21 protein-coding genes and 5 pseudogenes are annotated in these 22,755 nt (G+C 67.6%); 16 read left to right on the plus strand and 10 right to left on the minus strand.

The window, feature by feature from the left end; all coding sequences use genetic code 11:
- Window positions 1-178 precede the first annotated feature (178 nt).
- Window positions 179-1,123 (minus strand): hypothetical protein, encoded by a 945-nt coding sequence (locus tag QEG98_RS33510; RefSeq protein WP_316564175.1) that lies wholly within the window; start codon window positions 1,121-1,123, stop codon window positions 179-181.
- A gap of 185 nt (window positions 1,124-1,308) precedes the next feature.
- On the minus strand, window positions 1,309-2,031 hold the full coding sequence (locus QEG98_RS33515; protein WP_316564176.1) for a helix-turn-helix transcriptional regulator: 723 nt from the start codon (window positions 2,029-2,031) through the stop codon (window positions 1,309-1,311).
- 158 nt (window positions 2,032-2,189) lie between these two features.
- Between QEG98_RS33515 and QEG98_RS33520 the strand changes: the two genes are divergently transcribed.
- The gene (locus tag QEG98_RS33520; protein WP_316564177.1) at window positions 2,190-3,017 is read left to right on the plus strand and encodes an NAD(P)-dependent oxidoreductase; all 828 of its coding nucleotides are present in this window, start codon (window positions 2,190-2,192) and stop codon (window positions 3,015-3,017) included.
- A gap of 87 nt (window positions 3,018-3,104) precedes the next feature.
- Here QEG98_RS33520 and QEG98_RS33525 read toward each other — a convergent pair whose 3' ends face one another.
- Window positions 3,105-3,380 carry a hypothetical protein gene (locus QEG98_RS33525; protein WP_316564178.1) on the minus strand — a complete coding sequence of 92 codons (276 nt, stop codon included), beginning with the start codon at window positions 3,378-3,380 and terminating at the stop codon, window positions 3,105-3,107.
- Between the two features lie 181 nt (window positions 3,381-3,561).
- Window positions 3,562-5,019: a TIGR02996 domain-containing protein gene (locus QEG98_RS33530; RefSeq protein ID WP_316564179.1), complete on the minus strand. Its 1,458-nt coding sequence runs from the start codon at window positions 5,017-5,019 to the stop codon at window positions 3,562-3,564.
- A gap of 203 nt (window positions 5,020-5,222) precedes the next feature.
- Between QEG98_RS33530 and QEG98_RS33535 the strand changes: the two genes are divergently transcribed.
- The 4 genes from QEG98_RS33535 (at window position 5,223) to QEG98_RS33550 (ending at window position 8,662) form a co-directional block, all read left to right on the plus strand.
- Window positions 5,223-5,783: a DUF1993 domain-containing protein gene (locus QEG98_RS33535; protein WP_316564180.1), complete on the plus strand. Its 561-nt coding sequence runs from the start codon at window positions 5,223-5,225 to the stop codon at window positions 5,781-5,783.
- Between the two features lie 217 nt (window positions 5,784-6,000).
- A complete protein-coding gene (locus QEG98_RS33540) occupies window positions 6,001-6,786 on the plus strand; it encodes a DUF4157 domain-containing protein (protein ID WP_316564181.1) in 786 nt (261 codons plus the stop codon).
- Complete coding sequence (locus QEG98_RS33545; RefSeq protein ID WP_316564182.1) at window positions 6,720-8,168, plus strand: hypothetical protein; 1,449 nt, start codon at window positions 6,720-6,722, stop codon at window positions 8,166-8,168. Before QEG98_RS33540 ends, QEG98_RS33545 begins: the two co-directional genes overlap by 67 nt.
- Window positions 8,168-8,662: an SUKH-3 domain-containing protein gene (locus QEG98_RS33550; protein ID WP_316564183.1), complete on the plus strand. Its 495-nt coding sequence runs from the start codon at window positions 8,168-8,170 to the stop codon at window positions 8,660-8,662. Before QEG98_RS33545 ends, QEG98_RS33550 begins: the two co-directional genes overlap by 1 nt.
- 46 nt (window positions 8,663-8,708) lie before the next feature.
- Here the strand turns inward: QEG98_RS33550 and QEG98_RS33555 are convergent, their stop codons facing one another.
- Both QEG98_RS33555 and QEG98_RS33560 read right to left on the minus strand, forming a co-directional pair.
- Complete coding sequence (locus QEG98_RS33555) at window positions 8,709-9,488, minus strand: IS630 family transposase (protein WP_316564184.1); 780 nt, start codon at window positions 9,486-9,488, stop codon at window positions 8,709-8,711.
- Window positions 9,485-9,700 (minus strand): helix-turn-helix domain-containing protein, encoded by a 216-nt coding sequence (locus tag QEG98_RS33560; protein ID WP_316564185.1) that lies wholly within the window; start codon window positions 9,698-9,700, stop codon window positions 9,485-9,487. Before QEG98_RS33560 ends, QEG98_RS33555 begins: the two co-directional genes overlap by 4 nt.
- A gap of 150 nt (window positions 9,701-9,850) precedes the next feature.
- Here QEG98_RS33560 and QEG98_RS33565 point away from each other — a divergent pair.
- A pseudogene (locus QEG98_RS33565) lies at window positions 9,851-10,117 on the plus strand (transposase); the annotation flags it as partial.
- Here QEG98_RS33565 and QEG98_RS33570 read toward each other — a convergent pair.
- A pseudogene (locus QEG98_RS33570) lies at window positions 10,115-11,710 on the minus strand (ISNCY family transposase). The pseudogenes QEG98_RS33565 and QEG98_RS33570 sit on opposite strands and share 3 nt — an antisense overlap.
- A 58-nt stretch (window positions 11,711-11,768) precedes the next feature.
- Here QEG98_RS33570 and QEG98_RS33575 point away from each other — a divergent pair.
- A pseudogene (locus QEG98_RS33575) lies at window positions 11,769-12,656 on the plus strand (IS3-like element ISMxa2 family transposase); the annotation flags it as partial.
- 298 nt (window positions 12,657-12,954) lie between these two features.
- A pseudogene (locus tag QEG98_RS33580) lies at window positions 12,955-13,227 on the plus strand (NUDIX hydrolase); the annotation flags it as partial.
- A gap of 39 nt (window positions 13,228-13,266) precedes the next feature.
- On the opposite strand, the gene QEG98_RS33585 reads toward QEG98_RS33580, so the two are convergent.
- A protein-coding gene (locus tag QEG98_RS33585; protein WP_316564186.1) for an IS3 family transposase occupies window positions 13,267-14,677 on the minus strand; the annotation gives its coding sequence in 2 pieces (ribosomal slippage) (window positions 13,267-14,320 and window positions 14,319-14,677; 1,413 coding nt in all).
- Between the two features lie 73 nt (window positions 14,678-14,750).
- On the opposite strand from QEG98_RS33585, the pseudogene QEG98_RS33590 reads away from it, so the two are divergent.
- The 4 genes and pseudogenes from QEG98_RS33590 to QEG98_RS33605 all read left to right on the plus strand — a co-directional run.
- Window positions 14,751-14,951 (plus strand): annotated as a pseudogene (locus QEG98_RS33590) (NUDIX hydrolase); the annotation flags it as partial.
- 438 nt (window positions 14,952-15,389) lie between these two features.
- Window positions 15,390-15,899: a transposase gene (locus QEG98_RS33595; protein ID WP_316564187.1), complete on the plus strand. Its 510-nt coding sequence runs from the start codon at window positions 15,390-15,392 to the stop codon at window positions 15,897-15,899.
- A 243-nt stretch (window positions 15,900-16,142) separates the two neighbouring features.
- Window positions 16,143-16,670: a transposase gene (locus tag QEG98_RS33600; protein ID WP_316564188.1), complete on the plus strand. Its 528-nt coding sequence runs from the start codon at window positions 16,143-16,145 to the stop codon at window positions 16,668-16,670.
- Window positions 16,671-17,024: 354 nt separating this feature from the next.
- Window positions 17,025-17,717, plus strand: coding sequence for a hypothetical protein (locus QEG98_RS33605; protein WP_316564189.1), 693 nt, complete (start codon window positions 17,025-17,027; stop codon window positions 17,715-17,717).
- A 68-nt stretch (window positions 17,718-17,785) separates the two neighbouring features.
- Here the strand turns inward: QEG98_RS33605 and QEG98_RS33610 are convergent, their stop codons facing one another.
- Window positions 17,786-18,664 (minus strand): IS630 family transposase, encoded by an 879-nt coding sequence (locus QEG98_RS33610; protein ID WP_316564190.1) that lies wholly within the window; start codon window positions 18,662-18,664, stop codon window positions 17,786-17,788.
- The gene (locus QEG98_RS33615; RefSeq protein ID WP_316564191.1) at window positions 18,606-18,779 is read right to left on the minus strand and encodes a helix-turn-helix domain-containing protein; all 174 of its coding nucleotides are present in this window, start codon (window positions 18,777-18,779) and stop codon (window positions 18,606-18,608) included. Before QEG98_RS33615 ends, QEG98_RS33610 begins: the two co-directional genes overlap by 59 nt.
- Here QEG98_RS33615 and QEG98_RS33620 point away from each other — a divergent pair.
- From QEG98_RS33620 to QEG98_RS33635, 4 genes are all read left to right on the plus strand, one after another.
- Complete coding sequence (locus tag QEG98_RS33620; protein ID WP_316568065.1) at window positions 18,738-18,941, plus strand: hypothetical protein; 204 nt, start codon at window positions 18,738-18,740, stop codon at window positions 18,939-18,941. The genes QEG98_RS33615 and QEG98_RS33620 overlap by 42 nt on opposite strands.
- A gap of 84 nt (window positions 18,942-19,025) precedes the next feature.
- Complete coding sequence (locus tag QEG98_RS33625) at window positions 19,026-20,381, plus strand: IS1182 family transposase (protein ID WP_316564136.1); 1,356 nt, start codon at window positions 19,026-19,028, stop codon at window positions 20,379-20,381.
- Window positions 20,382-20,517: 136 nt separating this feature from the next.
- On the plus strand, window positions 20,518-22,113 hold the full coding sequence (locus tag QEG98_RS33630) for a hypothetical protein (RefSeq protein ID WP_316564192.1): 1,596 nt from the start codon (window positions 20,518-20,520) through the stop codon (window positions 22,111-22,113).
- Window positions 22,098-22,427 (plus strand): hypothetical protein, encoded by a 330-nt coding sequence (locus tag QEG98_RS33635; protein ID WP_316564193.1) that lies wholly within the window; start codon window positions 22,098-22,100, stop codon window positions 22,425-22,427. The genes QEG98_RS33630 and QEG98_RS33635 overlap by 16 nt, the downstream gene beginning before the upstream one ends.
- Window positions 22,428-22,755: the final 328 nt, after the last annotated feature.

The following is a 22,755-nucleotide window of genomic DNA, read 5'->3' on the forward strand; positions in this document are numbered from 1 at the left end:
CAGCAGCAGGGGATTGGCGAACCATCCCCACAGGTACGCGATGGGGCCCGCCTGGCTTGACCCCGAGTGGCCCCGTTCCCTCGAAGTGTCCGGTCCTCGCGGCATTGGCGCCGAAGAAGATGGAGCGAGATGATTCGGGCAGGGGGCTGTCTCCGTCTTGGGATGGTCAGAAGGGGCGTCACTCCAGGAGCGCGGCTGGAGGGGACTCGTCGCGCCAACCCGCCTCGGACCAGGCGCTCACGGAGTGGCTGCCGAAGAACCAGAGGTGCTCGGAGGTGGCGGCCATCCACGAGGTCCTCGACGTGCCTGGGACGCTGAACGGCTCCAGCGATGGGGAGTCTCCAGCGGACAGCTCGAACACCGCACCCGATTGGGTGGACACGAAGCACCGCCCACGCCACGTCTGGATGCAGCTGAAGGTCTCGTCCGTGTATGGGTGGGACACGGCGCTCCACGCCCCGTGCTCGAAGCGCCACAGTGCGCCGCGCTCGCCTCCCATGACGAAGCGCGCGTCGCCGAGCGAGCGGAGCGCTGACAGCGTCATTCCCGTGGGGGATGCCAGCCGAGACCAGGCGCCGTCAGCGCGGTGCCACACCTCGCCGCCAATCCCCGCCGCGTAGAGGGAGCCGGGGTGATGGCCATCGAGCGTGTAGATGCCAGCGAGGGCTCTGTCGCCGCGCGCCTGCCGGACGCCCTCATCCACGCGCTCCCAGGTCGAGCCACCGAGGGGGCGGCTGAAGACCATCCGGCGCATGCCCGCGACGAAGAGTCGATCTCCCACGACCCGGAGGCCGGAGACGGTGCGCAGCACGCTCGGGCCGTCGTCTTCCGCGGTGAGCTGCTCCTCGCTCGAGCCCGCGACGTCGTTGCGAACCTTCAGGGTGCCGTCGTAGCCGAGATAGACGACGGTTCGGCTCTCGCCGAGGGCGTAGGCGACCATGCCGTAGGTGCGGTTCTTCCACTGAAATCGGCGCCACTCACCCGCGACGCGTTCCCACAGAATCGTGTGCGGCACATCGCGATCTTCCAGCTCACGGACCACGCCAGCAACGTAGAGCGTGCCGTCGTCCAGTGCGGCGCCGTGGTTGAAGAGAAAGGGGCGCGTCGCGGGGGCTGGATTCATGGCGCGGCTGACTCGGAGGCTTGCGAGGAGCGGCGCAGCGTACGCACCTCGATTCGAGCGGGTCAACATGCGGCGCGCCTCCGCTGGGGCCCGGAGTCGAGTCACCGAAGTGCAGGGCCTGCTCCATCGCGAGCTCCGGCAAGCCGAAGAAGAGACCGGAAGCCGTGGGGCACGGGGCCGGGGCGTCAGCTGATCACCGGCGTCGCCCGGAGCTCGCCGAGAAACCCCTGTGGCGTCAGGCCTGTGAACGCGCGGAACTCGGCAATGAGGTGCGCCTGGTCGTAATAGCCAGCGTCGGCGGCGATGGTGGCCCAGTGGGCGTGTTCGTCCTCGAGCCCGGCGCGTAGCGCTCGATGGAAGCGGACGAGCCTGGCGAAGGCCTTGGGGCCTACTCCGACGGTCTCACGGAACACGCGACGGAGATGTCTCTCGCTCACACCGATGCCGCCCGCGACATCGTTCACCGTGCCGCTCGCGAGCTTCTCGGCGGCATCGAGGGCGAGTCGTGGGTGGGCGCGGCGCCCGTCCGTGCGCGCGAGGCGTTCGGCGATGGCGCTCTCCAGGATTGCCGCCGCATGGGCCGTGTCGTCGGTGTCTCCGAGTCGCTCGAAGAGCCGCCGGGCCGCGGCATCGCCCCACAGGTCCTCGAGTGCGACGATGCCTCCGACCAGGGTGGAGGCCGGGACGCCGAGCACCGCCTCATGAGCGCCCAGGTGGAGACGCGCCGTCACGGTCCTCTGTCCGCCGTGAATGCGCTTTCGACGCACCCGCTGCGTTCCGCCCATCGCGTGTGCATCGAGGCCCCTTCGCGCCGCCGGCCCGAACCGAACGACGAGCTGGACCTCGGGACGCGGAATCAGGAGGCCCTGCACGTCGTGGTCTCGCTCGTCCACGAACAGCGCGGCCACGGCGGACGCGACCGAGGCGCTCGGCGCGATGTGACTGCGATGAACAAGTCCCGCGTGCATGCGCTGACTCTGGCTCGCGCTCGACGGTGACGCAAGCGTGGGTGCGCGTGTCCGTTTTCTCCAATCTTCGACGCGCCTGGGCGGGCAACGTTCGGCCCATGAAAATCCTTGTCACCGGAGCGACCGGAAAAGTCGGAAGCCGACTCACCCAGCGACTGGCCGAGCGTGGCCATGAAGTGCGCGCCCTCGTCCGTGAGCCAACGCGCGCTGTCTTCCCGAAGGAGGCGCGTGTGGAGCTCGTCCAGGGCGACCTGCTCGACGCGGGCTCGCTCGCGCCCGCCGTGCGCGGTGTCGACGTCGTGGTCCACTGCGCCGCGTTCTTCCGCGGAGCGACCCCCGAGCAGGCGCACGCGGTCAATGACCTTGGCACGCAGCACCTCGCGACCGCCTCACGTGCCGCGTCCGTGAAGCGCTTCCTCTTCACGAGCACCGGCCTGGTCCATGGCTCGACGGGGGGGCTCCTCACCCGCGAGGACGCTCCCTGTGCGCCGACCGCGGCCTATCCGGTGAGCAAGCTCGCCGCCGAGCGGTTCCTTCTCGGAGTCGAAGGCCTCGACGTGCGGGTGCTGCGCCTGCCGTTCGTGTACGGCGATGGAGACCCTCATATCGAGGAGGTGATACCGATGATGCGCGGCTTCCCGGCGGCCCAACGCATGTCGATTGCCCACCACGTGGACATCGCGCAGGCCGTCGCGCGTTTGCTCGAGGCGCCTTCGCCCGCGCACCGCATCTACAACGTCGTCGACGACGAGGCACCTGACCTCGCCACGCTCTTCGCGTCGGTCGGGGCGCCGCCGCCTGATGGCTCGAATGCTGAATTCGCGCGCGCTTTCGACGTGCTCCTCGATGGGCGCCGCATCCGCGAAGACCTTGGTTTCAAGCCAGCGTTTCCGCGGCTCGCGGATGCGCTCGCGGCAGGCGCATAGGACAGACGTGCTCGCGGAGTCGGGTGTACGCGAGAAAGCGCGCTCCCGCCCGCTCGAGTCGTCGGACGGGACCGCGGGGGCTTCTGGCTACTTCCGGGAGCTCTTCCCGTCCTTGATGATGATGTTCGCGTCACCGTCGAAGGTGATGGTGTTGCCCTTGAGCGTCACCTTGCAGGGCGACGAGCCCTGGATGGACACCGAGGACGTGGTGCTGGCGGAGAACTCCACCGGGTCCTGCTTGCTCCCGCTGCACACGGCCTCGGCGGCGTACGCCTTGGAGTCCTTGTTCTCGTAGCGGAGGGTCAGGGACGCGGAGGCGGAAGTGGACGCGAGCAGGGTGAGGGCTGCGATGGCGGTCTTCATGGTTGAAGGCTCCCTGTGGTGTCGAACTGGGAGCATCTTCACCCGAGACCCTGACATCCCGGGCCCTCGGGAAGTGATGTCTGCATCGATATGAATGCCGTGTCAGTCATCCGCCTGTGATTGCCCGCATCCGAGAGGACTGCTCGTGTCGCCCTGGATGCGGGCCTTCGACGACACGGTGTCACCAGAAGAAGCCGCGAGGCAGGTTCCACTCGACGCGCGTGTAGCCACCGGTGGCTGCCTCCAGCAGGGACCGGTGCCTGCCTCCGAGTCGGCGTCGGGAGTGGATGCGGAGCTCGCGGACACCGAACCCCGTCGCGAAGCGGAGGGTTTCCGCCAGGGCCGCGCAGTGGGACTCGTGCTCCAGGGTGGCCTCGACGGGCACTTTCGCCGCCGGCGATACCGTGAGGGCCCAGGCGTGGGGCCTGGACGCCTTGAAGCGCTCCAGCCTTCGGGCCAGCGGAGAGCTTGCACACAGGAGGACGTCCTGGGGTTCGGCCTCCTGGACCTCCACCCGTGACAGCTGGGGCAGGGAGGCCAGTCCCGCGAACACGTCGGGCTCTTCGTGGGTGAGCTGTCCCCGCAGCTCGAGCCGTCGCACCGGGAGGGGGTGCTCACCCAGTCGCCGGGCGAGCCTGGCGTTCACCTGCCGCAGCACCGTCACGTGGCGCAGGTGCGGGTGCGCGAGACAGGCCGCCTGCGCCGCGTAGCCAGTCCCGCTCCAGTCGACTTCCCGGACGGTGCTCCAGCACGGCCCGGGAGGCGGCAGCAGGCGCCAGTTGGGTCCCATCGCGACCGTGACGGCCACCGGAAAGGCTCGCTCGAGGCGGACGCTCTGGTGCATGACACAGGGCCCGAGGAGCGCGGCCCACCGGTTCCCGTGCACCTCGAGCAGCCGCGTGATGCGGACCTCATCCCGCTGGGGCAGGCATTGGAGCGTGATGAGCTCACCGAGTGGGTCTCCCTGCTCCAGCAGGTGGTCGGCCAGTACCAGCCGTGGGCCGTCGTCGTCCGGATGGGCGGCGACGCGGGCCAGGAGTGACTCGCGCAAGGGCGCGCTCCGGGCCGTGGCTTCCTCGCGCCGGGTGAGGGCCTGCTCGAGCGCGGCGCACAGGGTGGCGGTCGTCGTGTCGGGCGTGGAGACCTGCTGGCGGGCGAGGCGTTGGAGCGTGACGTCGAGCCTGTTCGCGTAACCGGTGTCGGGAGGCAGGGCGGCGCGAAGGGCTTGGAGTGGCCCGAGGCTGCGAGGGTCGCTCATGTGGTCGAGCAGGTCGCAGAGGTGGTCGAAGACCCTGCCTTGCTGGGCCTCGGGCGTGGGCGCGAGGGCGAGCAACACGGGGGTGAGGCGGGGATCCGCGGACCAGTCCGTGTGGTCGATGAGCTCGGTGCCCAGCACGCGAGGGTACCGATTGTTCGCGAGCAGCAGGAGGTCCTCGACCAGCAGCGGCAGGTCGACGGGGCCCGTGAACGGATCGAGCCAGGCGGGGAGCAGCGCCGACAGCCGCTCGATGAGCTGGGCGAGGCGCTCGGAGCGCGACTCGCGCCAGGCCGACAGCAACTGCTGGAGGGCTTCCTCGTCTTCGTGGTGCTCGAAGGCAGCCAGCGCGCGCTCGAGGAGCTCGGCCTGGGAATCGCTCACGGTGGGGAGTCTACCTCTCCCGCGGCTCGTGGTCGGGCGTGAGTGGCGAACCGGACGTCAGGGATGGTTCGTGGGCCTGGAGGTGAACGCCTCTGTCTCCACACAGTCCATGACATGCATCTGTCCCACTCCGCGAAGCGATGGTCCGGCCGTAGGGGCGGAGCCCGCTCGCACAGACGCACGGCCTGGTGGAAGAATGGGCCATGTCTTCGAATCCCAATGAGCTGTCGGCTGGAGTGTTCGTCCGCGGACTGACCAACCTGAAATCGCAGCTGACGAAGGCGGAAGCGCATGCCGCCGCCAGTGGCTGTGGTGACGCGGCGTTGCTGGACGCGCGACTGACTGGAGAAGGGCGCATGTCCGGTGCTGCGGGCGACGCGCCCGCGGACCTGCACATGTACACGCTCGCCGCCCAGGTCCACTGGGCCGCGGAGGGCGCCAGGTTGGCGATGGCGCGGTTGCTGGGGGAGTCACGGGTGCCGGCCGCGAACGATGCAAGGAGCTTCGCGCAGCTGCATCACCAGCTCGATGCGACGATTGCGTATCTCCGCGGCCTCTCTCCAATCGACCTCGAAGCCGGCCTCGAGCGAGAGGTCGTCATCGAGCACCGCCGGGGCTCGGTGCGCTCCAGTGGTCGACACTTTCTGATGGCATTCGCGATTCCCCACTTCTTCTATCACGTGACCACGGCCTACGGCATCTTGCGCAACCAAGGCGTGCGACTCACCATGGGCGACTTCCTGGGCAACTGGGGGGAGAGTTGAGCGGGACTTCGCCCGCGCCGGATGACGCCCGAGCCTCCATCTCTCCTATACTGGGCGCCTGCCGCTGAGCGGCTCTATCGTTGTCGTCCAGGGGGAGGACTGCTCCATGTTCGCGTTCGACCAGAAGCCGCGTCCGTCTTCGGCGCATGCTCCTGCTCCGAAGCGTGAATCGCAGCGCCCAGCCGTCGGGCGCGCCGCTTCGGAATCGGGAGGCGGGTTGTCTCCGCCGGCCGCGCCCGGCTCCTCGTTTGATTTCGCCCGCATCGCCATCACGCCGCCACGGATTCAACGCGAGCTGACGATCAGCTCCCCGGGCGACCCGTTCGAGCGCGAGGCAGACGACGCGGCCGACAAGGTCATGGGGACGCCGCAACCGGCGCCTGTCGGTTCGGGGCTGCACCGGGGAAATGGGGGAGTGGGCGCATCGCGCGCGCTCGCGCCGCCGGTCGTCCACGAGGTGCTCGCTCGGCCCGGGCGCCCGCTGGAGCCGGCCGCGCGCGACGCGATGGAAGGGCGCTTCGGAGGCGCCGACTTCTCCTCCGTGCGGGTGCACGACGACGCGCGGGCCGCGCAGAGCGCGCTCGCGGTGGGCGCGCACGCCTACTCCGTCGGGAGCGACGTGGTCTTCGCGCCCGGGCGCTACGGGCCGGGGACGGCCACCGGAGACCGGCTGCTGGCGCACGAGCTGGCGCACACCCTCCAGGGCGGTACGAGCACGCTGCGCCGACAGCCGTTGGACACGCCACTCCTGGGGGCCGACACGGACGAGCCGCAGTCGCTGAAGAACAGCGTCAGTGCCTCGAACCCGCAGGCCGTCCGGCTCGAGATCGCCAGGATTCACCGCTGGCTGGCGCGGCAGCCCCCGGGGCCGACAACGCGACGATTCAGCACCTGCGTGCCGAGCTCGCCCGGCTGGAGGCGCTCGTCGGTCCGACGTTGCCCCGGACGACGGTGGCGGACGCGTTCGCCTCCCTCTTCAACAAGGAGTTCGCGGACGTGCTGAACGTGTTCGGCGTGCCGGCGGCCCCGCTGACGTCCGCGAGGCTCCAGGTGCTCTTCACGGACACCCAGCGCCAGAAGCTGCGGGACTTCACCCTCTCCCGACGCATCCCCGACCGCCTGTTCAACGGCTCCGACCGAGGGGCGACCACCGCGCAGCAGCGCCTCCTCCTCTCGGCCCACATCCTCGCGAACGGCATCTACCGGCCCGGCTCGTTCGACCAGCGGGTGCATGCGCAGTTCTGCTTCCACTGGGTGCAGATCGTCCACCACTACGCTGGCGCCACCCCGTCGGGGTCCGGGTTCTCCGGAGGGGTGATGGGGTCCTTCGACCCGCTGGGCGCCGCGACGCTCAACACGGGCAGGGCGATTGACGTCACGAAACAGGACCGGGTCTCGAAAGAGGGGCTTCCCCTCGATGAGTTCTCGGGCGCCGAGATGCCCCCGTCCTGCGGGGCCGGACACGCGGGGGCGGGCAAGGAGGTATCGCCGGCCCCCGTGAAGCCGAAGGACGAGGGCTTGGGGCCGCTGCACAAGGGAACGAAGCAGGCGGAGGCGGCGGAGAAGGCGGCGGCGGAGAACCCCGGCAAAGGGTCGAGGTACTACCGGCAACGGCATCTTCCCTTCGAGAAGCTCAACGACTTCCAGACGGGAGACTGGCTGTACCTCTACAACGCCAACGCCTCGGAAGGCGGTGGGCACAGCGTCATCTTCTCCCACTGGGAGACGGGGAAGGACCTCGTCCACACGCCCCCCGGAGCCCGCTACCGCGTGGCCATCGTCTGGAGCCAGCCGACCCCCGCCAGAGGCGGCGTGCAACACAAGGCGAGGCTGGGCGACCGCTTCGTGCCCAACCCCGGGAACAACCTGGACCCCTTCGTCACGCCCGTCACGCACGTCTCGCGGGTGACCCCCGACACGGGGCCCGCGCGCACCGCGGCCGAGATGCTGCCGGGCCGCACGGGCGCGGCCGCGACGCAGCTGGCGAAGGACAACGCGGACTTCATCCAGCGCAAGAAGCTCAAGGGCCCGGTGAACCGGAAGAAGCTCACGACGTGGCTCCAGACCAAGAACGAGTCCTTCCTGGTCTCGCTGGGGAACCACCTGGACCCGGGACAGCGCGCCGTGCTCCGTGGCGTGAACCGGGGCGACGACCTGGAGGCGCTGGTCCGCCTCTTCCAGCGGCTGCGCACCCTGAGCGCCAACGCAAGAGTGCTCGACGCGAACACGCTTGCCTACAACGCGAAGCTGGACCCGAAGCACAAGCAGGCCAAGGAGAACAAAGAGGCCGAGGTCGCGACCTTCGATCCGATGAAGTTCGACATCCCGAAGGTCAAGACCTCGCTCACGCGAGCGTCGGGTGCGCATGCGAGTGCGCGAACCTGATGGAGCTCGAGCCGCCGCCGAGCGTGCGCTCGCTGTTCGTGCGAGCCGGTTGGTATCCCCATCGCTGCAAGGAACTCGACGAAGCGGTTGATCCGCGTCATCCCGCGGCAGCGGTGCTCGCTGCGTTCGGTGGGCTCGAGGTGCGCCCCGACGGTGTCACGGGCAGGACCTGCGCGCCGAGTGCCGTGCACTTCGTCCGATTGTTCCCGACCAAGCGAGCGAGCGACTGGAGTCGCCTGCTCAAGACCGAACTGGTCGGCATCGCCGAACTTGCCGATGGTCATGCCAGCCTCTACCTCGCGGACGATGGCCGGGTGTTCGGCATGAGCGATATCCACGATGCGTGCTACTTCGAGGGCGAGACGTTCGCGCTCGCGATCGAGCACGTCCTGCTCGGCAAGCGCGCGCAGCCGATGCTGCATCCGGCGCAGCGCGAGGTGATACTGTACGGCGTGGTCTACCGGCGCGGCGACCCGGCGCTCTATCCCTGGTAGTAGCCTGCTCGACCTAGTGGAGTGTCCGCGAAGTAATCCAACATAGTCAGCGGCGGTGCCGCTCAAACCAATCGCGCATCTTGGCCCGGGTCCACAACCAGGTGAATGGGTGGGCGTAGAGGCGGTTGTACTCGGGCCAGCTCGCATCCAGGTGGGCGACGAAGTCGGAGCGGCGCTTCCAGTCGCCGCGCTGTAAGTAGCGTGCGCTGAAGGCGCGCAGCAGCAGCTCGGCCTGGTTGAGCCAGGAGGCATGAGGCGGGGTCACGAGGACACGAACGTGGCGGTAGCGGCCCAGGAAGTCGCGCGTGTCCTGGGCGACGTGACTGGAACCTCCATCCCAGATGAGGTGAACCCGTCGAGCGTCGCGGTAGGGGTGCAGCAACTGGGGCAGGACTTCCCGTAGGCACGCCCCATCGTTCTTCTCCAGGCACCAACCACGCATGGTGCCTGCGTGCACCAGGAGCGAAGCCAGGAAGTTCACCGTCCCGCGGCGCACATACTCGAATTCGCGCCGCTCGATGAGGCCCGGAAGCACGGGGCGGGTAGGACAGCGGCGCTCAAGGACCTGGATGTTGGGCTTCTCGTCCACACACAGCACCACCTCTCCGTGCTCGGCGAGGGCCTGGGCCCGCTCGTAGCACCAGAGGACCGCCGCGGCCTTCTGGCGGAAGTGCTCGTCCAGGGTGGGCGTTTTCCAGTACCGGCTGCGGTGGGGCTGCAGCTCCGCGTGATGGAGGATGAGCGCTACCGTGGAGTGAGACAGGGTGGGAGCGATGCCGCGTTCGCGGGCGACGCGCGCCAACGAGCGTGTACTCCACTGGGTCATGTGCAGGCCCACTCCCGCCGGCTCACAGCAGGCCAGTTGCTCAACCTGGACGAGCTGCAGGGGGAGAGCCGCGGTGGACGGCCAGAGCGAGGAGCATCCCAAACTGCGGCAGCTCCCAAGGCTTCGTAACGTCGGCACAAGCTCCAGATGCTGGTGCGGTCCAGACCGAAGTGCTCGGCCAGATCCTGCACGACGGTGTCCGGCTCGGCCATGGCCAACAGAATGCGCGCTCGGCGCGCAACTCGCTGCTCGGTGCGACCGTCCTGCACCAACTCCTCCAGGAGGGCGGTATTGGTCTGCCCCCCGATTTTCGGACCAGTTGAAGCGTGAGAGAGTCCTCGCGGCCAGGAGGTAGGGCGGTCGTGAGAAAGAGCAGGTTTACCGAGGAGCAGATGGTCCGCATCCTGCGGGAGGCGGAGACGCCTGGGGCCAGCGTGGTGGAGGTGGCCCGGAAGCACGGCGTCGTCGAGCAGACGCTCTACCGGTGGCGGCAGAAGTTCGGCGGCATGGAGGCAGGCGACGCGACGCGGCTCAGGGAGTTGGAGAAGGAGAACGCGCGTCTGAAGAAGCTGCTGGCCGAGAGGGACCTCGAAATCGAGGTCATGAAGGAAATCTCCACAAAAAAACTACGCCGGCAAAGCTCTCCTGAGCTCCCGCTCAATCGCTGCGAGGTAGGCGTTCGGATTGGCCCGGAATCGACGGCCCAAGACTCGCGCGTGTTGCCGTCTTCGAAGGGAGGCACGCAGCTTCCTCCACGCGATGATGTCTTTGGGGGCCAGTTCCGCGCCGACAGTGGGGGCAAGTCGGGTCGCCACTGCGGCGACGACTCGCACCTGTCCGCGCACCACCAGGCCCTCGCTTCCGCGGCGCCGACCCGAGGCCCGGCGCTCGTGGTAGCGGCAACTGCCAAACAGGTGCTCCAAGTCATTGTCCGTGCGCGGCAGGCCGGGTACGTCGTAGCAATGGAAGAGGCCGGGCCAATAGCGACGCGTCTCCAGGAGGAAATGTGCCAGCGCGGCGCGGTGGGGGAGCGGGTGCGTCGCACGGCATGCTCCAGTGCGCCGACAAGGCCGGCCATGCGCCTTTTGACGTGACAGCCTTTCTGGCCGGAGGCATTGGTGAGGATTTCGGCGACACGCTCTACCCACCGGTAGGCCGCCTTCAGTGGTGGCCACATCCTCGCCGTCTGCATCAGGCCGCGCCTCAATAGCAGGCGCAGCCGTTTCAGCTCTCTGGCGCGCGCCCCCTTTTTCTGACCGGCGGAGACTGGCTTCAATCGCTCGCAGCCGACGGTGCAACTCCAGTCCGGAGGGCTTCAGGGGTGGGCGTCTGTCGTCCGTCAAGGCGCTTCGCACCGCGGCGCAGTAGCTGCGGACAGCTTGTGCTTGGGCGTCCTGGCGCCCCTCGACGGCGCGCTCGATGACGCGCACTCCTCGCACATGACTCTTCAGCAGCTTCTTGGCGTGCCGGTCCGCCTCGTAGAGGGGGCGGGCCGCTTCACGCAGGTAGTGGAAGTGGCAGAGTTGGTGAGGCACCCCAGGCAGCGCCGAGGCTACCGCGTTGCGGATGGAGCGCTGGCCATCCGAGACGACTCCGGCAATGGGCACCGCCAGCGCCGCTTTCACTTCCAGGAGCAGCGGGGCCAACTCCTGCTCACCACTGCCCAGCAAGCTACGGGCTGCCAGCACCTCACCGGAGAGACAGTCGCGCACCACCCACAACACCTCATGGGCCACTTCGGGTTGCAGGCCGTCCATGGCCAGCACCACCCGGCCCTGCTGACGTGTCACCTGCTGGAGTCGTCGGCTGTCTGTCATTCGCAGCGCCAGCAGCTCGTCATACCGGTCGAGTTGGTTGGTGACACTGCGCTCGGAAATGGAGACGCCCCGTGCGCGAAGGAGTGCATGGATTTCCGGGACGCTGCGATGCTCGTGGTAGCGCAGTGCCCCAATCAAGGCGATGACGTCCAGGCCAAACTCATGGTCCGGCAGTGCCCACCGGCCCTCTTCTTCGGCACGCACGGGCTTCAAGTATAACGGGCAACCCTTCCGGTGGCACACTCGCACCTGTACCTTGAGGGCGACCACCGCCTCCAGCGTCACCACGTTCCGCCGTGCCCGGTAGTCCGCTGGGGCGGGCCCTCCGCACGCGGAGCACCGCCGTCGATGGTTCTCCAACCCCACCTGCCTGCTCGCCGGTGGGTGGGCAGTCGTGCGTCCCATGGTGCCACCTCCCTATTGAGGCAACACCGCGGAGGGCAGGAGGTATTTGCCGGCGTAGAAAAAAATGGTGAGCGCGCCTGTCCGCCGTCGGCAGGTGCGGTACGCCATGGGGAAAGGCGTGTCGCAGCGCAGGGCGTGCGCGCTACTACAGGTGGCCCGCAGTAGCCTGGGCTACGCCAGCCGGAAGGAGGCAAAGGACGCGGCGCTGGTGGCGCAGTTGCGCGACATCGCCCGGGCACGCCCCCGGTTCGGCTACCGGCGAGCCTGGGCCCTGCTGCGGCGCGAGGGGCCCGCGGTCAACGTGAAGCGAGTGCATCGGCTCTGGAGGAAGGAGGGGCTGGCGCTCTCTCGGAGACGGCCAAGGAAACGGCTTCGGCTGGGGCAGCAACGCCAACCCAAGCCGGAGGGCGTCAACTCGGTATGGGCCTGGGACTTCGTGCACGACATGTGCGCCAATGGGCAGAAGCTCAAGTGCCTCACTGTCGTGGATGAACACAGCCGAGAGTGCCTGGCCATCGACGTGGCCGGGCGCATCAGTGCCAGGCGCGTCATCGAGGTGCTCTCGCGCCTGGTAGCAGTGAACGGGCCGCCGAAGTACCTCAGAAGCGACAACGGCCCCGAGTTCATTGCCAAGGCCCTGCGCAGGTGGCTGGAGGCCAATGGCATTCAGACGGCCTACATCGCTCCAGGCAAGCCTTGGCAGAACGGTACCAACGAAAGCTTCAACGGCCGCTTCCGGGACGAGTGCCTGTCAGCAGAGTGGTTTTCCACCAGGAAGGAGGCCGTCGTCCTCATCGAGGCGTGGCGGCGCGACTACAACGAGAAGCGCCCGCACAGCAGTTTGGGCTACAAGACACCTGCGGAGGTCGGAGCTCGCCGCGCCCATGCCGGCCCCGTCGCATCATCCCCCGAGCACGGCATCAGCAGCGCCGCAGGACTCTCGTAACGCGTGGTCCGAAGAACGGGGGCAGATCAGTATCCTCCTGGGAGAGCTGGATGAATCGCGGGGGTCTTCTCCTCATCCAGGAGAACTATTCATCCTCCGCGACTATGTCGACTGACTTCGCGGACACTCCACTAGGGCGCATGTGGCCCGACGAATGGAACAGGAGGATCATGCGCACCCTAAGAGATGCGGAGTTGTCGGCAGGGCAGGCGTTGACGCGGAATGAGGTTCTGAGCATCGTCGCGGAGAACATGAAGCTCTACGACATCCCAATGAAGTTCACGAAGGGAAGAAGCCGATGACGGACGGGCGTTCGTGGCAGGGGAACTGGAGAGTTCGCCTCTATGAGCGGGTCCGCGAGCGTGGCTTCGACTCGCTAACCGCCTTCGCGGAGGCACGTCCTGCTGTACCTCTGTACGCATTGGCCGAAGAACTTGGCAAGGATGACGTCGCAGGGGTGCAGGTGTTGACCGGGTTGCGCGCTGAAGCGGAACGACACAAGCAAGTCACACGATTTGTTCGAGACCTGCTCGTGCGTGAGTTGGCAGCAGGTATTCCCAACGGGTGGCCCGGAACCTGTCAACGCGAGTGAGACAGTGAGTTCGAGAGATTACTGCGTAGCTTTCAGTGAGGCGGAGAGCCGCGCGGGGTCGTTTATCCAGACGGAGGTAGGCGGTGCCTTCGGCATGGGAGCACCGCGAGGGAAGCGCTCAGGGTGAGCGGCGTAGGCAGCGGCGAGCACCGCAGCGCGGGCCGCGAGGCGCTCGGCCGCCGTGCCAAGGTGCACGTCGTAGGGTGTCAACAGGCCGAGGCCGCCGTGGTGGTGCTCGTTGTTGTACCAACCGAAGAAGTCACTGAAGTGGCCGCGAGCGTCCTGGATGCAGCCGAAGGCCTCGGGAAAGTCAGGCCGGTACTTCATCGTTTTGAAGTGGGCCTCGCTGAAGGGGTTGTCGTTGGAAACGTAAGGCCGCGAGTGCGTCTTCGTCACGCCCAGGTCGGCCATCAGCAAGGCCACCGGCTTGGACGTCATGGAGGAGCCTCGGTCGGCATGAATCGTCAACTGGCCGGGTACTACGCCCTGGCGCTCGCACGTCAGCGCCAGCAGCTTCTTCGCCAGGGTGGCCGACTCGCGGTGGGCCACCATCCACCCGACGACGTAGCGGCTGAAGACGTCCAGGACGACGTAGAGGTAGAAGTACGTCCACTTCGACGGGCCGTGCAGCTTCGTAATGTCCCAGCTCCAGAGTTCATTGGGCTTCGTCGCGTGCAATTGGGGCACCGGGTGGTTCGGGTGGCGCAGCTGGTTGCGGCGCTCACGCACCTGGTGATTCTCAGCGAGCACCCGGTACATGGTGCGCTCGGAGCACAGGTAGCGCCCCTCATCGAGCAACTGCGCGTAGACTTCCGCTGGCGCCGCATCCTGGAATCTCGGCTCATGCAGCGCCGCGAGCACCTCGGCCCGCTGCTCGGGGGCCAGCGCCCGCGGTGAGCGGCTTCGGCGCGCCGGCCCGTGCTTGGGCCGTGCTCGTCGGTAGTAGGTGGCACGCGGCAGTCCCAGTGCCTGGCACACCGGCGCCACGCCCAGTTCGCTCACCGCTTCCAGGGCCACGCCCATCAAAGCTCCTCGTCGGGCTTCGGCAGCTCCACTCCCAGGATTTCCGATACTTTTTTTGGAGGTCCAGCAGGGCCTCGGCGCGCTTGAGGCGCACCTGGGCACGGGCCAGTTGCTTCTCCAGTTCGGCGACGCGTCGGGCGCTCGCATCGGGAACCTTCGCCGGTGGGCCTCGCTTCTTCGGGCTGCGGGCTGACAGCTCTCCCGCTTCGCGCTGGCGTCGCCACGCGCTCAGCAGCGACGAGTACAGCCCTTCGCGGCGCAGCAGCGCCCCAACCTCACCGGGCTGCGTGCAACGGTCTGCCTCCGCCAGCACCCGCAGCTTGTACTCCGCCGTGAAGCCTCGTCGCCTCGCCTTCTCCTCCACCTCGGTCTCCCGGACCCGAGCCTCTTCCACCACTGCGCTCATCGTTCCTGCCTGGGTCGCCCTGCACACTAAACTGCTGGGTACGAACTGTCTCACTCACGTTGGCAGAGAGGGGCCGGCGGAACTTGATGACGTGACCCGCTTCCAGGTCGCTAAGGCACTTGGCCTGTGGTCTGGCTCCACCCCAGAAGCATATTCAGAGCGCACTCGGCAGGTTATTGTCGCGCTCCGCGAGAATCCTCCCCCCGCTGGCTGGCGTCCGCTCGGTCCTGACGATGAGCTTCTGAGGACACTCCTTCCGGACGAAGAATCCTGACCGAAACCGGAGAGCCCTCCAGCTAGGCAGTGCCTTCGAGCCCTGCCGAGGGTCTCGCTCATTGCCCCCATATAGCCCCTCCACGGGGGAATCAGGGGGTGATGGGCGGGACAGGACGGGACAACCGCTGGCCGAAATCCCCAGTAAAATCGCGGGTCAAGGCGATCCTGCCTCGGGATTGGGTTGTTCGGCACAGCGGGTTCGATTCCCGCCGCCTCCACTGAGTGAAGCCCAGCAGCCGCGAGGTTGCTGGGCTTTTTGTTTGGGCCCCTGTTCCCTCCGGCGTCTCTGCCCGGTGCGGTGTGGAACTGGGGCGCGGGTCGTGCCAGTCGATGCGCCCTTGCTCGCGGCGGATGCCCGCCACCCGCGGCGCACGCTGGAGCCGTCGCTTCATTCGACGCTCGAAACCCGCGCCGGCTCGTGCGAGGCTCCGACTCCATGGCCGCCTTTCGAGAAATGCTGGATGCCGAGTTCCACGAACGCGTCGCGCGCGAGCACGTCGAAGGTGGGATGTCTGTGGTGGAGTTGCGTCGCAATCACGATGTGCCTCTCTCGGCGGTGCGCAAGTGGATCGAGTTGTTCCAGAGCGGCGGGCCCGAGGCGATTCGCGCGGCGGCAGAGCACCTCGCGCGGGTGCAGCGAAAACCGCCTTCGGCCAAGGCGCTCCAAAAGCTGCGGGACGCGCTGGTCAACCCGGCGGATGACGAGCGCAGCCTCCAGGCGCGTCTGGACGCCGTGGTCACCGTGGGTGTGCGCCGGATCCACGCGCTCGCGGATGACATCGAGAACTTGGTGCCTCAGAGTGGCGTGGGCATCGAGGCACTCCTGACACTGGGGGACCTGGGCGAACTCGACCGCATCGACCGCGTGGCGGCCCAGTTCGGCCCGGGCAACCAGGGATGGGTGGATGGGGCGCGTGAGAGAGCGCTTCGTGTTCGTGGTACCTAATGCCGCGACGAACAGCGTGAGAGCGTTTCGGCGAGTTGATTCCGACTCGATATGCACGAATTGGCCGAGCCCGCTCGACTTCCCGCCAGGGCGCGAGGGGTTCTCGTAGCCAATGTGGCTCCCCGTCGAACATGGATACGCCGCACACGCTGCGTAGGAGCCAAACTGCGGCCATTTCTGGTCCCTAAAGCAGGTGCGGAGGAGGTGCGCGCGGGGCTTGAGGCAGCGGCCAGGAAGGAGCTGATGAAGGAGAGGACACCGCGAGTAGACTGGGCCGAGTTGTTCAGGCGGACGTTCGACTTCGACGTGTTCGGCTGCAGCCGCCTGTGGCTCCCCACTCCGGGCAAGAACGTGCGGGTGGGCGTGGTGGGCGCACTTCGCTACCCGGACCAGCGCTTCCTCTTCACGCACCAGCCGGACCGAGTCACCTCGAGCCTCTTCCCACCACTGCTCGAAAAGCTGGTAGCGCACGCCAAGCGCACCGACAGACGAATCGTGCTCGTGCTCGACAACGGGAACACCTTTACGGCCCGCCGCGCCCAGGCCGCCCTTGAGCAAGCAGCGCCTTGGGTGCGCCCCTTCTGGCTACCGAGGTACACGTCCGAAACCCTCAGCTGGATTGAGGGATACTGGGAGGACCTGAAGGACACCTACTTCAGCCGGATGCTCACCGAGGAGCGCGAAGCCTTCTATCCGGACGCCGTCCGGTTGCTGCACCGGTTGCAGCGAACCGGACGGCCTGGGGCTCTCGCTCCTCGCACTACCCTCTGACAGGACTTACCCCGGGTGGCTTAGCTGTGAAGTGAACTTCGAGCAGCTCTCAACGGCTCGTCGTCCGCACGCCCAGAACGCGTTGCCTCGTCACGAAGGCGAAGTTCCTCGCGCGCAGTCTTCTTGTGCAGGAGTTCCGCGTCGAGACGATGAGGACGGCCTGGCGATCGGGCGACCCGGTTCGCGTGGTGGCTTGCGAAGACAACCTGTGCGAGTCCGTGGAGCGTGCGCTCGCGAGCCTCCAGCTAGATCATTCGGCCTTCTCTGCATCGTGCGTGCACAAGCAGCGTGACCTTGCACCCATCGACGTGCGCGATCAACACTCCGACGATGCACAGCGTGTTGCTCGGAGTCGTGGCGGCAACGATCATCCTGCCTCTCAATGCACAAGCCGACCAAGGAACCCACGTGACCCGAACATGGTTTGCGGACACCAATTGCACCAGCCTCGTGATCAACCAATACAACGAGGCGCGCGACAAGCGGGCCGCGCGGACGCTGACGATCACCGATGGTCAGTTCGTGCGCTCGCTGGTTTCCCGTATCGAGCAGCTGCCCACCGAGGGAGACAAGTTGATCTCGTTTGCGCCGACCGTACGCAGGGTCGAGCTCGTGTTCACGTGCGGAGAGGGCGCGCGCACGCTCGAGCTGTACCAGCATCGGATCAAGACGCCCGCGACCAGCTTCTTCTCCCAATCCTCTGAGCTCGAGACCCGGCTCGACGACGACATCGAAGCGCTCCTGGCACCCGCGCTCGGCACGATCATTCCGAAGGTCAAAGGTCTCGAGCTGCGGTTCGATGGCTTTTCAGTGACGTTCACCGGCGTCTCGTCCAGTCCCCCAGCGCCTGTCACCGTTTCGACGTGCTCCGACGAGTTCCTGATCGATACGGAGGGGAAGCCTCAGCAGAGGCTCAGGATCACCTCCGGTCAGCGGCCGCCCGCGCCGCAGACGTTCATGGTCGGCGCATCCACGCGAACGCTCCTCACGTACGAGACCAAGAGTAAGCATCGGCTGCATCCGCACGCTTTCCAGATCACGAAGTAGCGAACGGCTCACGACGCTACGTCCCACTCCTGGCACTAGTGGAGTGTCCGCGAAGTAATCCAACATAGTCAGCGGCGGTGCCGCTCAAACCAATCGCGCATCTTGGCCCGGGTCCACAACCAGGTGAATGGGTGGGCGTAGAGGCGGTTGTACTCGGGCCAGCTCGCATCCAGGTGGGCGACGAAGTCGGAGCGGCGCTTCCAGTCGCCGCGCTGTAAGTAGCGTGCGCTGAAGGCGCGCAGCAGCAGCTCGGCCTGGTTGAGCCAGGAGGCATGAGGCGGGGTCACGAGGACACGAACGTGGCGGTAGCGGCCCAGGAAGTCGCGCGTGTCCTGGGCGACGTGACTGGAACCTCCATCCCAGATGAGGTGAACCCGTCGAGCGTCGCGGTAGGGGTGCAGCAACTGGGGCAGGACTTCCCGTAGGCACGCCCCATCGTTCTTCTCCAGGCACCAACCACGCATGGTGCCTGCGTGCACCAGGAGCGAAGCCAGGAAGTTCACCGTCCCGCGGCGCACATACTCGAATTCGCGCCGCTCGATGAGGCCCGGAAGCACGGGGCGGGTAGGACAGCGGCGCTCAAGGACCTGGATGTTGGGCTTCTCGTCCACACACAGCACCACCTCTCCGTGCTCGGCGAGGGCCTGGGCCCGCTCGTAGCACCAGAGGACCGCCGCGGCCTTCTGGCGGAAGTGCTCGTCCAGGGTGGGCGTTTTCCAGTACCGGCTGCGGTGGGGCTGCAGCTCCGCGTGATGGAGGATGAGCGCTACCGTGGAGTGAGACAGGGTGGGAGCGATGCCGCGTTCGCGGGCGACGCGCGCCAACGAGCGTGTACTCCACTGGGTCATGTGCAGGCCCACTCCCGCCGGCTCACAGCAGGCCAGTTGCTCAACCTGGACGAGCTGCAGGGGGGGAGAGCCGCGGTGGACGGCCAGAGCGAGGAGCATCCCAAACTGCGGCAGCTCCCAAGGCTTCGTAACGTCGGCACAAGCTCCAGATGCTGGTGCGGTCCAGACCGAAGTGCTCGGCCAGATCCTGCACGACGGTGTCCGGCTCGGCCATGGCCAACAGAATGCGCGCTCGGCGCGCAACTCGCTGCTCGGTGCGACCGTCCTGCACCAACTCCTCCAGGAGGGCGGTATCCTCCTGGGAGAGCTGGATGAATCGCGGGGGTCTTCTCCTCATCCAGGAGAACTATTCATCCTCCGCGACTATGTCGACTGACTTCGCGGACACTCCACTAGGAGTCTGTCGCGGTAATCGCGACGGGGCCTTGCCCGGCAGGAGCTGAGGGGGCTCAATGCCCCCATGAGCAAGAAGTTCCGCCCCTGGAATGTGCAGCAGGACTTCCTGCTGCCGCCGTCGCTGCTGGACTGGCTGCCGGAGCACCACCTCGCGCGTTTCGTGCTGGAGGTGGTGGAGGAACTGGACCTTGCCCCCATTTACGAGCCCTACGAGAAGCAGCTGCGAGGCTACCCGCCGTACGAGCCGAAGATGATGGTGGCGTTGCTGCTGTACGCGTACTGCACAGGGGTGACGTCGTCTCGGAAGATTGAGAGGAAGACGCGGGAGGACGTGGCCTTTCGCGTCCTGGCGGCGAACCAGTCCCCGGACCACTCGAGGATTTCAGAGTTTCGGCGCCGGCACGGGGCGCACTTCGAAAACCTCTTCGTGCAGATGCTGAAGCTGTGCGCGAGGGCGGGGCTGGTGAAGCTGGGGCACGTGGCGCTGGACGGCACGAAGCTGAAGGCGAACGCCAGCAAGCACAAGGCGATGAGCTACGAGCGGATGCAGAGGGAGGAAGAGAAGCTGCGTGGGCAGGTGAAGGAACTGCTGGCGCAGGCGGAGGCCGTCGACGCGGAGGAGGATGCCCGGCACGGCACGGGCAAGCGGGGCGATGAACTCCCCGAGGAGCTGCGGCGCGCGCAGTCGCGTCTGCAACGCATCCGCGAGGCCCGGCAGGCGCTGGAGGCCGAAGCCAAGGCTGCCGCGGAAGCAGGCAAACGCAAGGATGATGACGACGACGAGCCCCCGCCGCCCGCCCAGGACTTGCCAGGCCACACGGTGCCCCACACGGCCGAGGGGAAGCCGACGCCCAAAGCGCAGCGCAACTTCACGGACGCGGACAGCCGAATCATGAAGAGGGGCACAAGCTTCGAGCAGGCCTACAACGCGCAGGCGGCGGTGGACTCGGCGCACCAGGTGATTGTCGCCCAAGCCCTCACCAACCAGCCTCCGGACGCCGAGCACCTGCCGGCGCTGGTGGACCGGGTGGCCGAGCACCTCGACGAGGTGCCCCGGAAGCTGAGCGCGGACGCGGGCTATTTCTCCGCGAAGAATGTGCGCTGGCTCGAGTCGGTGGGCGTCGAGCCATACATTGCGACGGGCCGCCAGAAGCACGGAGAAGCGCCACCGAAAGTCAGAGGCCGTCCGCCTGCGGGACTCACCCCGAAGGCGCGGATGGCCCGGAAGCTGGCGACGCAGCGAGGCAAGGAGGTGTATCGAATGCGCAAAGCGATTGCGGAACCCGTCTTCGGCCAAATCAAAGAGGCGCGCGGCATCCGAACCCTGCTGCGGCGGGGCCTGAAGGCGGCCCGGGAGGAGTGGGCTCTCATCTGCGCCACCCACAACCTCCTCAAGCTCTTCCACGCGGTGGTCGCTTAGCGGCGGGCTGCCTCAATCAGGCGGCCAGCCGCCTACCTCGTCCGCGCTCGCCTCCTGCCTCATTACCGCCACAGACTCCTAGGCATGTCCCCGATTTCTCGCGCCGTGCCTTTGCCTTCCTCTGGAGGGCGCAGGCATGAGCAACCGGCTGGATTTTCACTTCAGGCAGCGCGTGACGGAGGCCGAGCTGGACCTGGCCTTCGCGCAGTTGGAGCAGGCGGACCGCAGCCTCGCCTCGGACTTGGGCGTCCACGGCGTCACCTCCGGGGCGGTGCCTGCGCCGCACTCCCCCGTCCCCAACCTCACCGTGGACTTGACGGCCCCTGGACGCGCCTACGACAACCTCGGCCAGCGCATCTTCTTCGGCACCGGGCAGACGGTGGACTGCGCCACAGACATCTCCGGCATCCCCACCGACGTCTCCACCTCGGGCAGCGAGCGGTGGGTGGGCATCTTCCTGCGCTTCACCCGCCTGCTGTCCGAGCCGCGCACGGACGGCAACTCCCAGCAGGTGTACTTCCGCCGCGACGAGTCCTTCGAGCTGGTGGTGCGCCAGGCACCGGAGGGCCCCGTCGGACAGGCGCCCAAGCCCGCCCTCCAGCCCGACGAGTTGCTGCTGTGTGACGTCCGGCGCCGCCCCGGGCAGACGCAGATTCTCGCCGCGGACTTGGACACCTCTCGCCGCCAGGCATTCATCTTCGCCCGGGGCACCTCCGTGGCCGTGGAGAGCGGCACCTGGGACGTCCTGAGCCCCAGCGCGGACACGGTGCAGGCGACGCTGGACGAGGTGGACGCCGAGCTGGCCGGCCACTTCTCCGGCGCCGCCCGGAGGCACGAGGCCAGTGCCGTGGACTACGCGTCCCACGGCTTCCTCACCTCCAGCACCGTGCAGGAGGCCGTGGACGAAGTCGTCGACAAGCTCTCCTCGGCCGCCGCTGGCACTCCGGGCGCCTCCCGCGTGGGCGCGGACGCGGTGCCCGGCACGCCCAACCTCCTGCCGGCGGGCACCGTGGACGCGCAGCTGTCCTCGCTGCTGGGCTTCGTGAATGCCCACCAGGGCGCGGCCACGGGGGCCCACCACGCCAGCGCCATTGGCGCCACGCCCCACGGCTACGTCAGCGGCACCAGCGTGCAGGCTCAACTCCAGGAGGTTGTCACCCGCCTTGGAGAGACGACGGCCGGAAGCCCCGGTGCTGCTCGCGTTGGAGGCGACGCGCTGCCCGGGACGCCCCACTCCCTGCCCGCCAGTAGCCTGCGGCAGCAGGTGGCCACCCTACTCGGCTACCTCAATGGGCACGTCACCCAGGGTGCGGGGGCCCACGCGGCCTCGGCCGTCTCCGTGGCGGACGCGGGCAACCTGCTGACGGCGGGCACCGTTGAGGCCGCCCTCGCAGAAGCCCTCGCCGCCTTCAGCGGCGGGCATTTCCGCGGCAACGAGACCGCGGCAGGCCAGCACAAGGCCATTCTCCAGCCCAGGCTGGGCACTGGTCGCGTCCTCCTCCTCGACGCCCTGGGCGCGGGGGCGCAGCCGCGCGCCTGCGTCTCTACGCCGACGACGACTCGGTGTGGTTCACCCTCAATGCCGCCTGGAATGGAAGCGCCTGGGCCCGGGACACCACCGGGGCGGCTGCGGGCGGCTTCCGCCTCTCTCGCAACGAGGCGGAGTTCCTCCACGACGGCAGCCTCACCGCCACCTTCTCCACCTGGACGCGCACCTTGCGGCTCCCCCTGAGTAGCACCGCCAGCAACACCTCCTTCGAGGTGGCGGGCAGCGTGCGCGAGGTGGGCCGGCTCGGCATGGAGTTCTGCAACAGCGACACCGTCGCCCACGACAACCTCGTCGGCGGCGGCTCGGTGACGTTCCGCAGTCGCTTTCCCACCGCGCCCTCCTCCATCACCCTCACCCCCTTCGCCACCAGCGGAAGCTTCGTCGGCAACCCCACCGTCATGGTGCCGGACAGAGACGGCTTCGCCTTCTACAGCTACCAAAACCTCCAACCGCTCGCCGCGACGTACTGGTTTGGAAGCTACACCGCTGTCGCGTGAGGACGCCCGCATGGCCATCCACGAAGTCACCGCCGAGGACGTGCTTCAACGCTGCGCACGGTGCGGCAGCGGCAATCGCCTCTCCCTCGACGCCCTGGAGGTGGGCATCGCCCGCCGGGAGGACGCGGACGACAGCCTCGTCCAACTTCCGCCCTGCCCCTCCTGCCGCTCCACCGAGTTCCTCATCCGCGCGGCTGAGGGCGAGCCGGAGCACCCAGCGCCCGGCAGCTTCGGACACCTGCATCGGCTTCTCGTCGGCCACCTCCACGCGGAGCTCGTCGAGCGAGGCCGCTTGCACTCGGTGCTCAAGCCCAAGGGGGCGGCGCCG

Origin of the sequence: Myxococcus sp. MxC21-1, assembly GCF_032612255.1 — a bacterium.
Taxonomy (GTDB): Bacteria; Myxococcota; Myxococcia; order Myxococcales; family Myxococcaceae; genus Myxococcus; species Myxococcus virescens.

What these genes read in the sequence shown, in the direction of transcription:
- QEG98_RS33510 (WP_316564175.1), bottom strand. Translation starts at nt 1,123, where the DNA reads ATGAATCCAGCCCCCGCGACGCGCCCCTTTCTCTTCAACCACGGCGCC.
- QEG98_RS33520 (WP_316564177.1), top strand. Translation starts at nt 2,190, where the DNA reads ATGAAAATCCTTGTCACCGGAGCGACCGGAAAAGTCGGAAGCCGACTC.
- QEG98_RS33525 (WP_316564178.1), bottom strand. Translation starts at nt 3,380, where the DNA reads ATGAAGACCGCCATCGCAGCCCTCACCCTGCTCGCGTCCACTTCCGCC.
- QEG98_RS33535 (WP_316564180.1), top strand. Translation starts at nt 5,223, where the DNA reads ATGTCTTCGAATCCCAATGAGCTGTCGGCTGGAGTGTTCGTCCGCGGA.
- QEG98_RS33550 (WP_316564183.1), top strand. Translation starts at nt 8,168, where the DNA reads ATGGAGCTCGAGCCGCCGCCGAGCGTGCGCTCGCTGTTCGTGCGAGCC.
- QEG98_RS33555 (WP_316564184.1), bottom strand. Translation starts at nt 9,488, where the DNA reads ATGACCCAGTGGAGTACACGCTCGTTGGCGCGCGTCGCCCGCGAACGC.
- QEG98_RS33560 (WP_316564185.1), bottom strand. Translation starts at nt 9,700, where the DNA reads ATGGCCGAGCCGGACACCGTCGTGCAGGATCTGGCCGAGCACTTCGGT.
- QEG98_RS33595 (WP_316564187.1), top strand. Translation starts at nt 15,390, where the DNA reads ATGGCCGCCTTTCGAGAAATGCTGGATGCCGAGTTCCACGAACGCGTC.
- QEG98_RS33600 (WP_316564188.1), top strand. Translation starts at nt 16,143, where the DNA reads ATGAAGGAGAGGACACCGCGAGTAGACTGGGCCGAGTTGTTCAGGCGG.
- QEG98_RS33610 (WP_316564190.1), bottom strand. Translation starts at nt 18,664, where the DNA reads ATGCTCCTCGCTCTGGCCGTCCACCGCGGCTCTCCCCCCCTGCAGCTC.
- QEG98_RS33615 (WP_316564191.1), bottom strand. Translation starts at nt 18,779, where the DNA reads ATGGCCGAGCCGGACACCGTCGTGCAGGATCTGGCCGAGCACTTCGGT.
- QEG98_RS33625 (WP_316564136.1), top strand. Translation starts at nt 19,026, where the DNA reads ATGAGCAAGAAGTTCCGCCCCTGGAATGTGCAGCAGGACTTCCTGCTG.
- QEG98_RS33630 (WP_316564192.1), top strand. Translation starts at nt 20,518, where the DNA reads ATGAGCAACCGGCTGGATTTTCACTTCAGGCAGCGCGTGACGGAGGCC.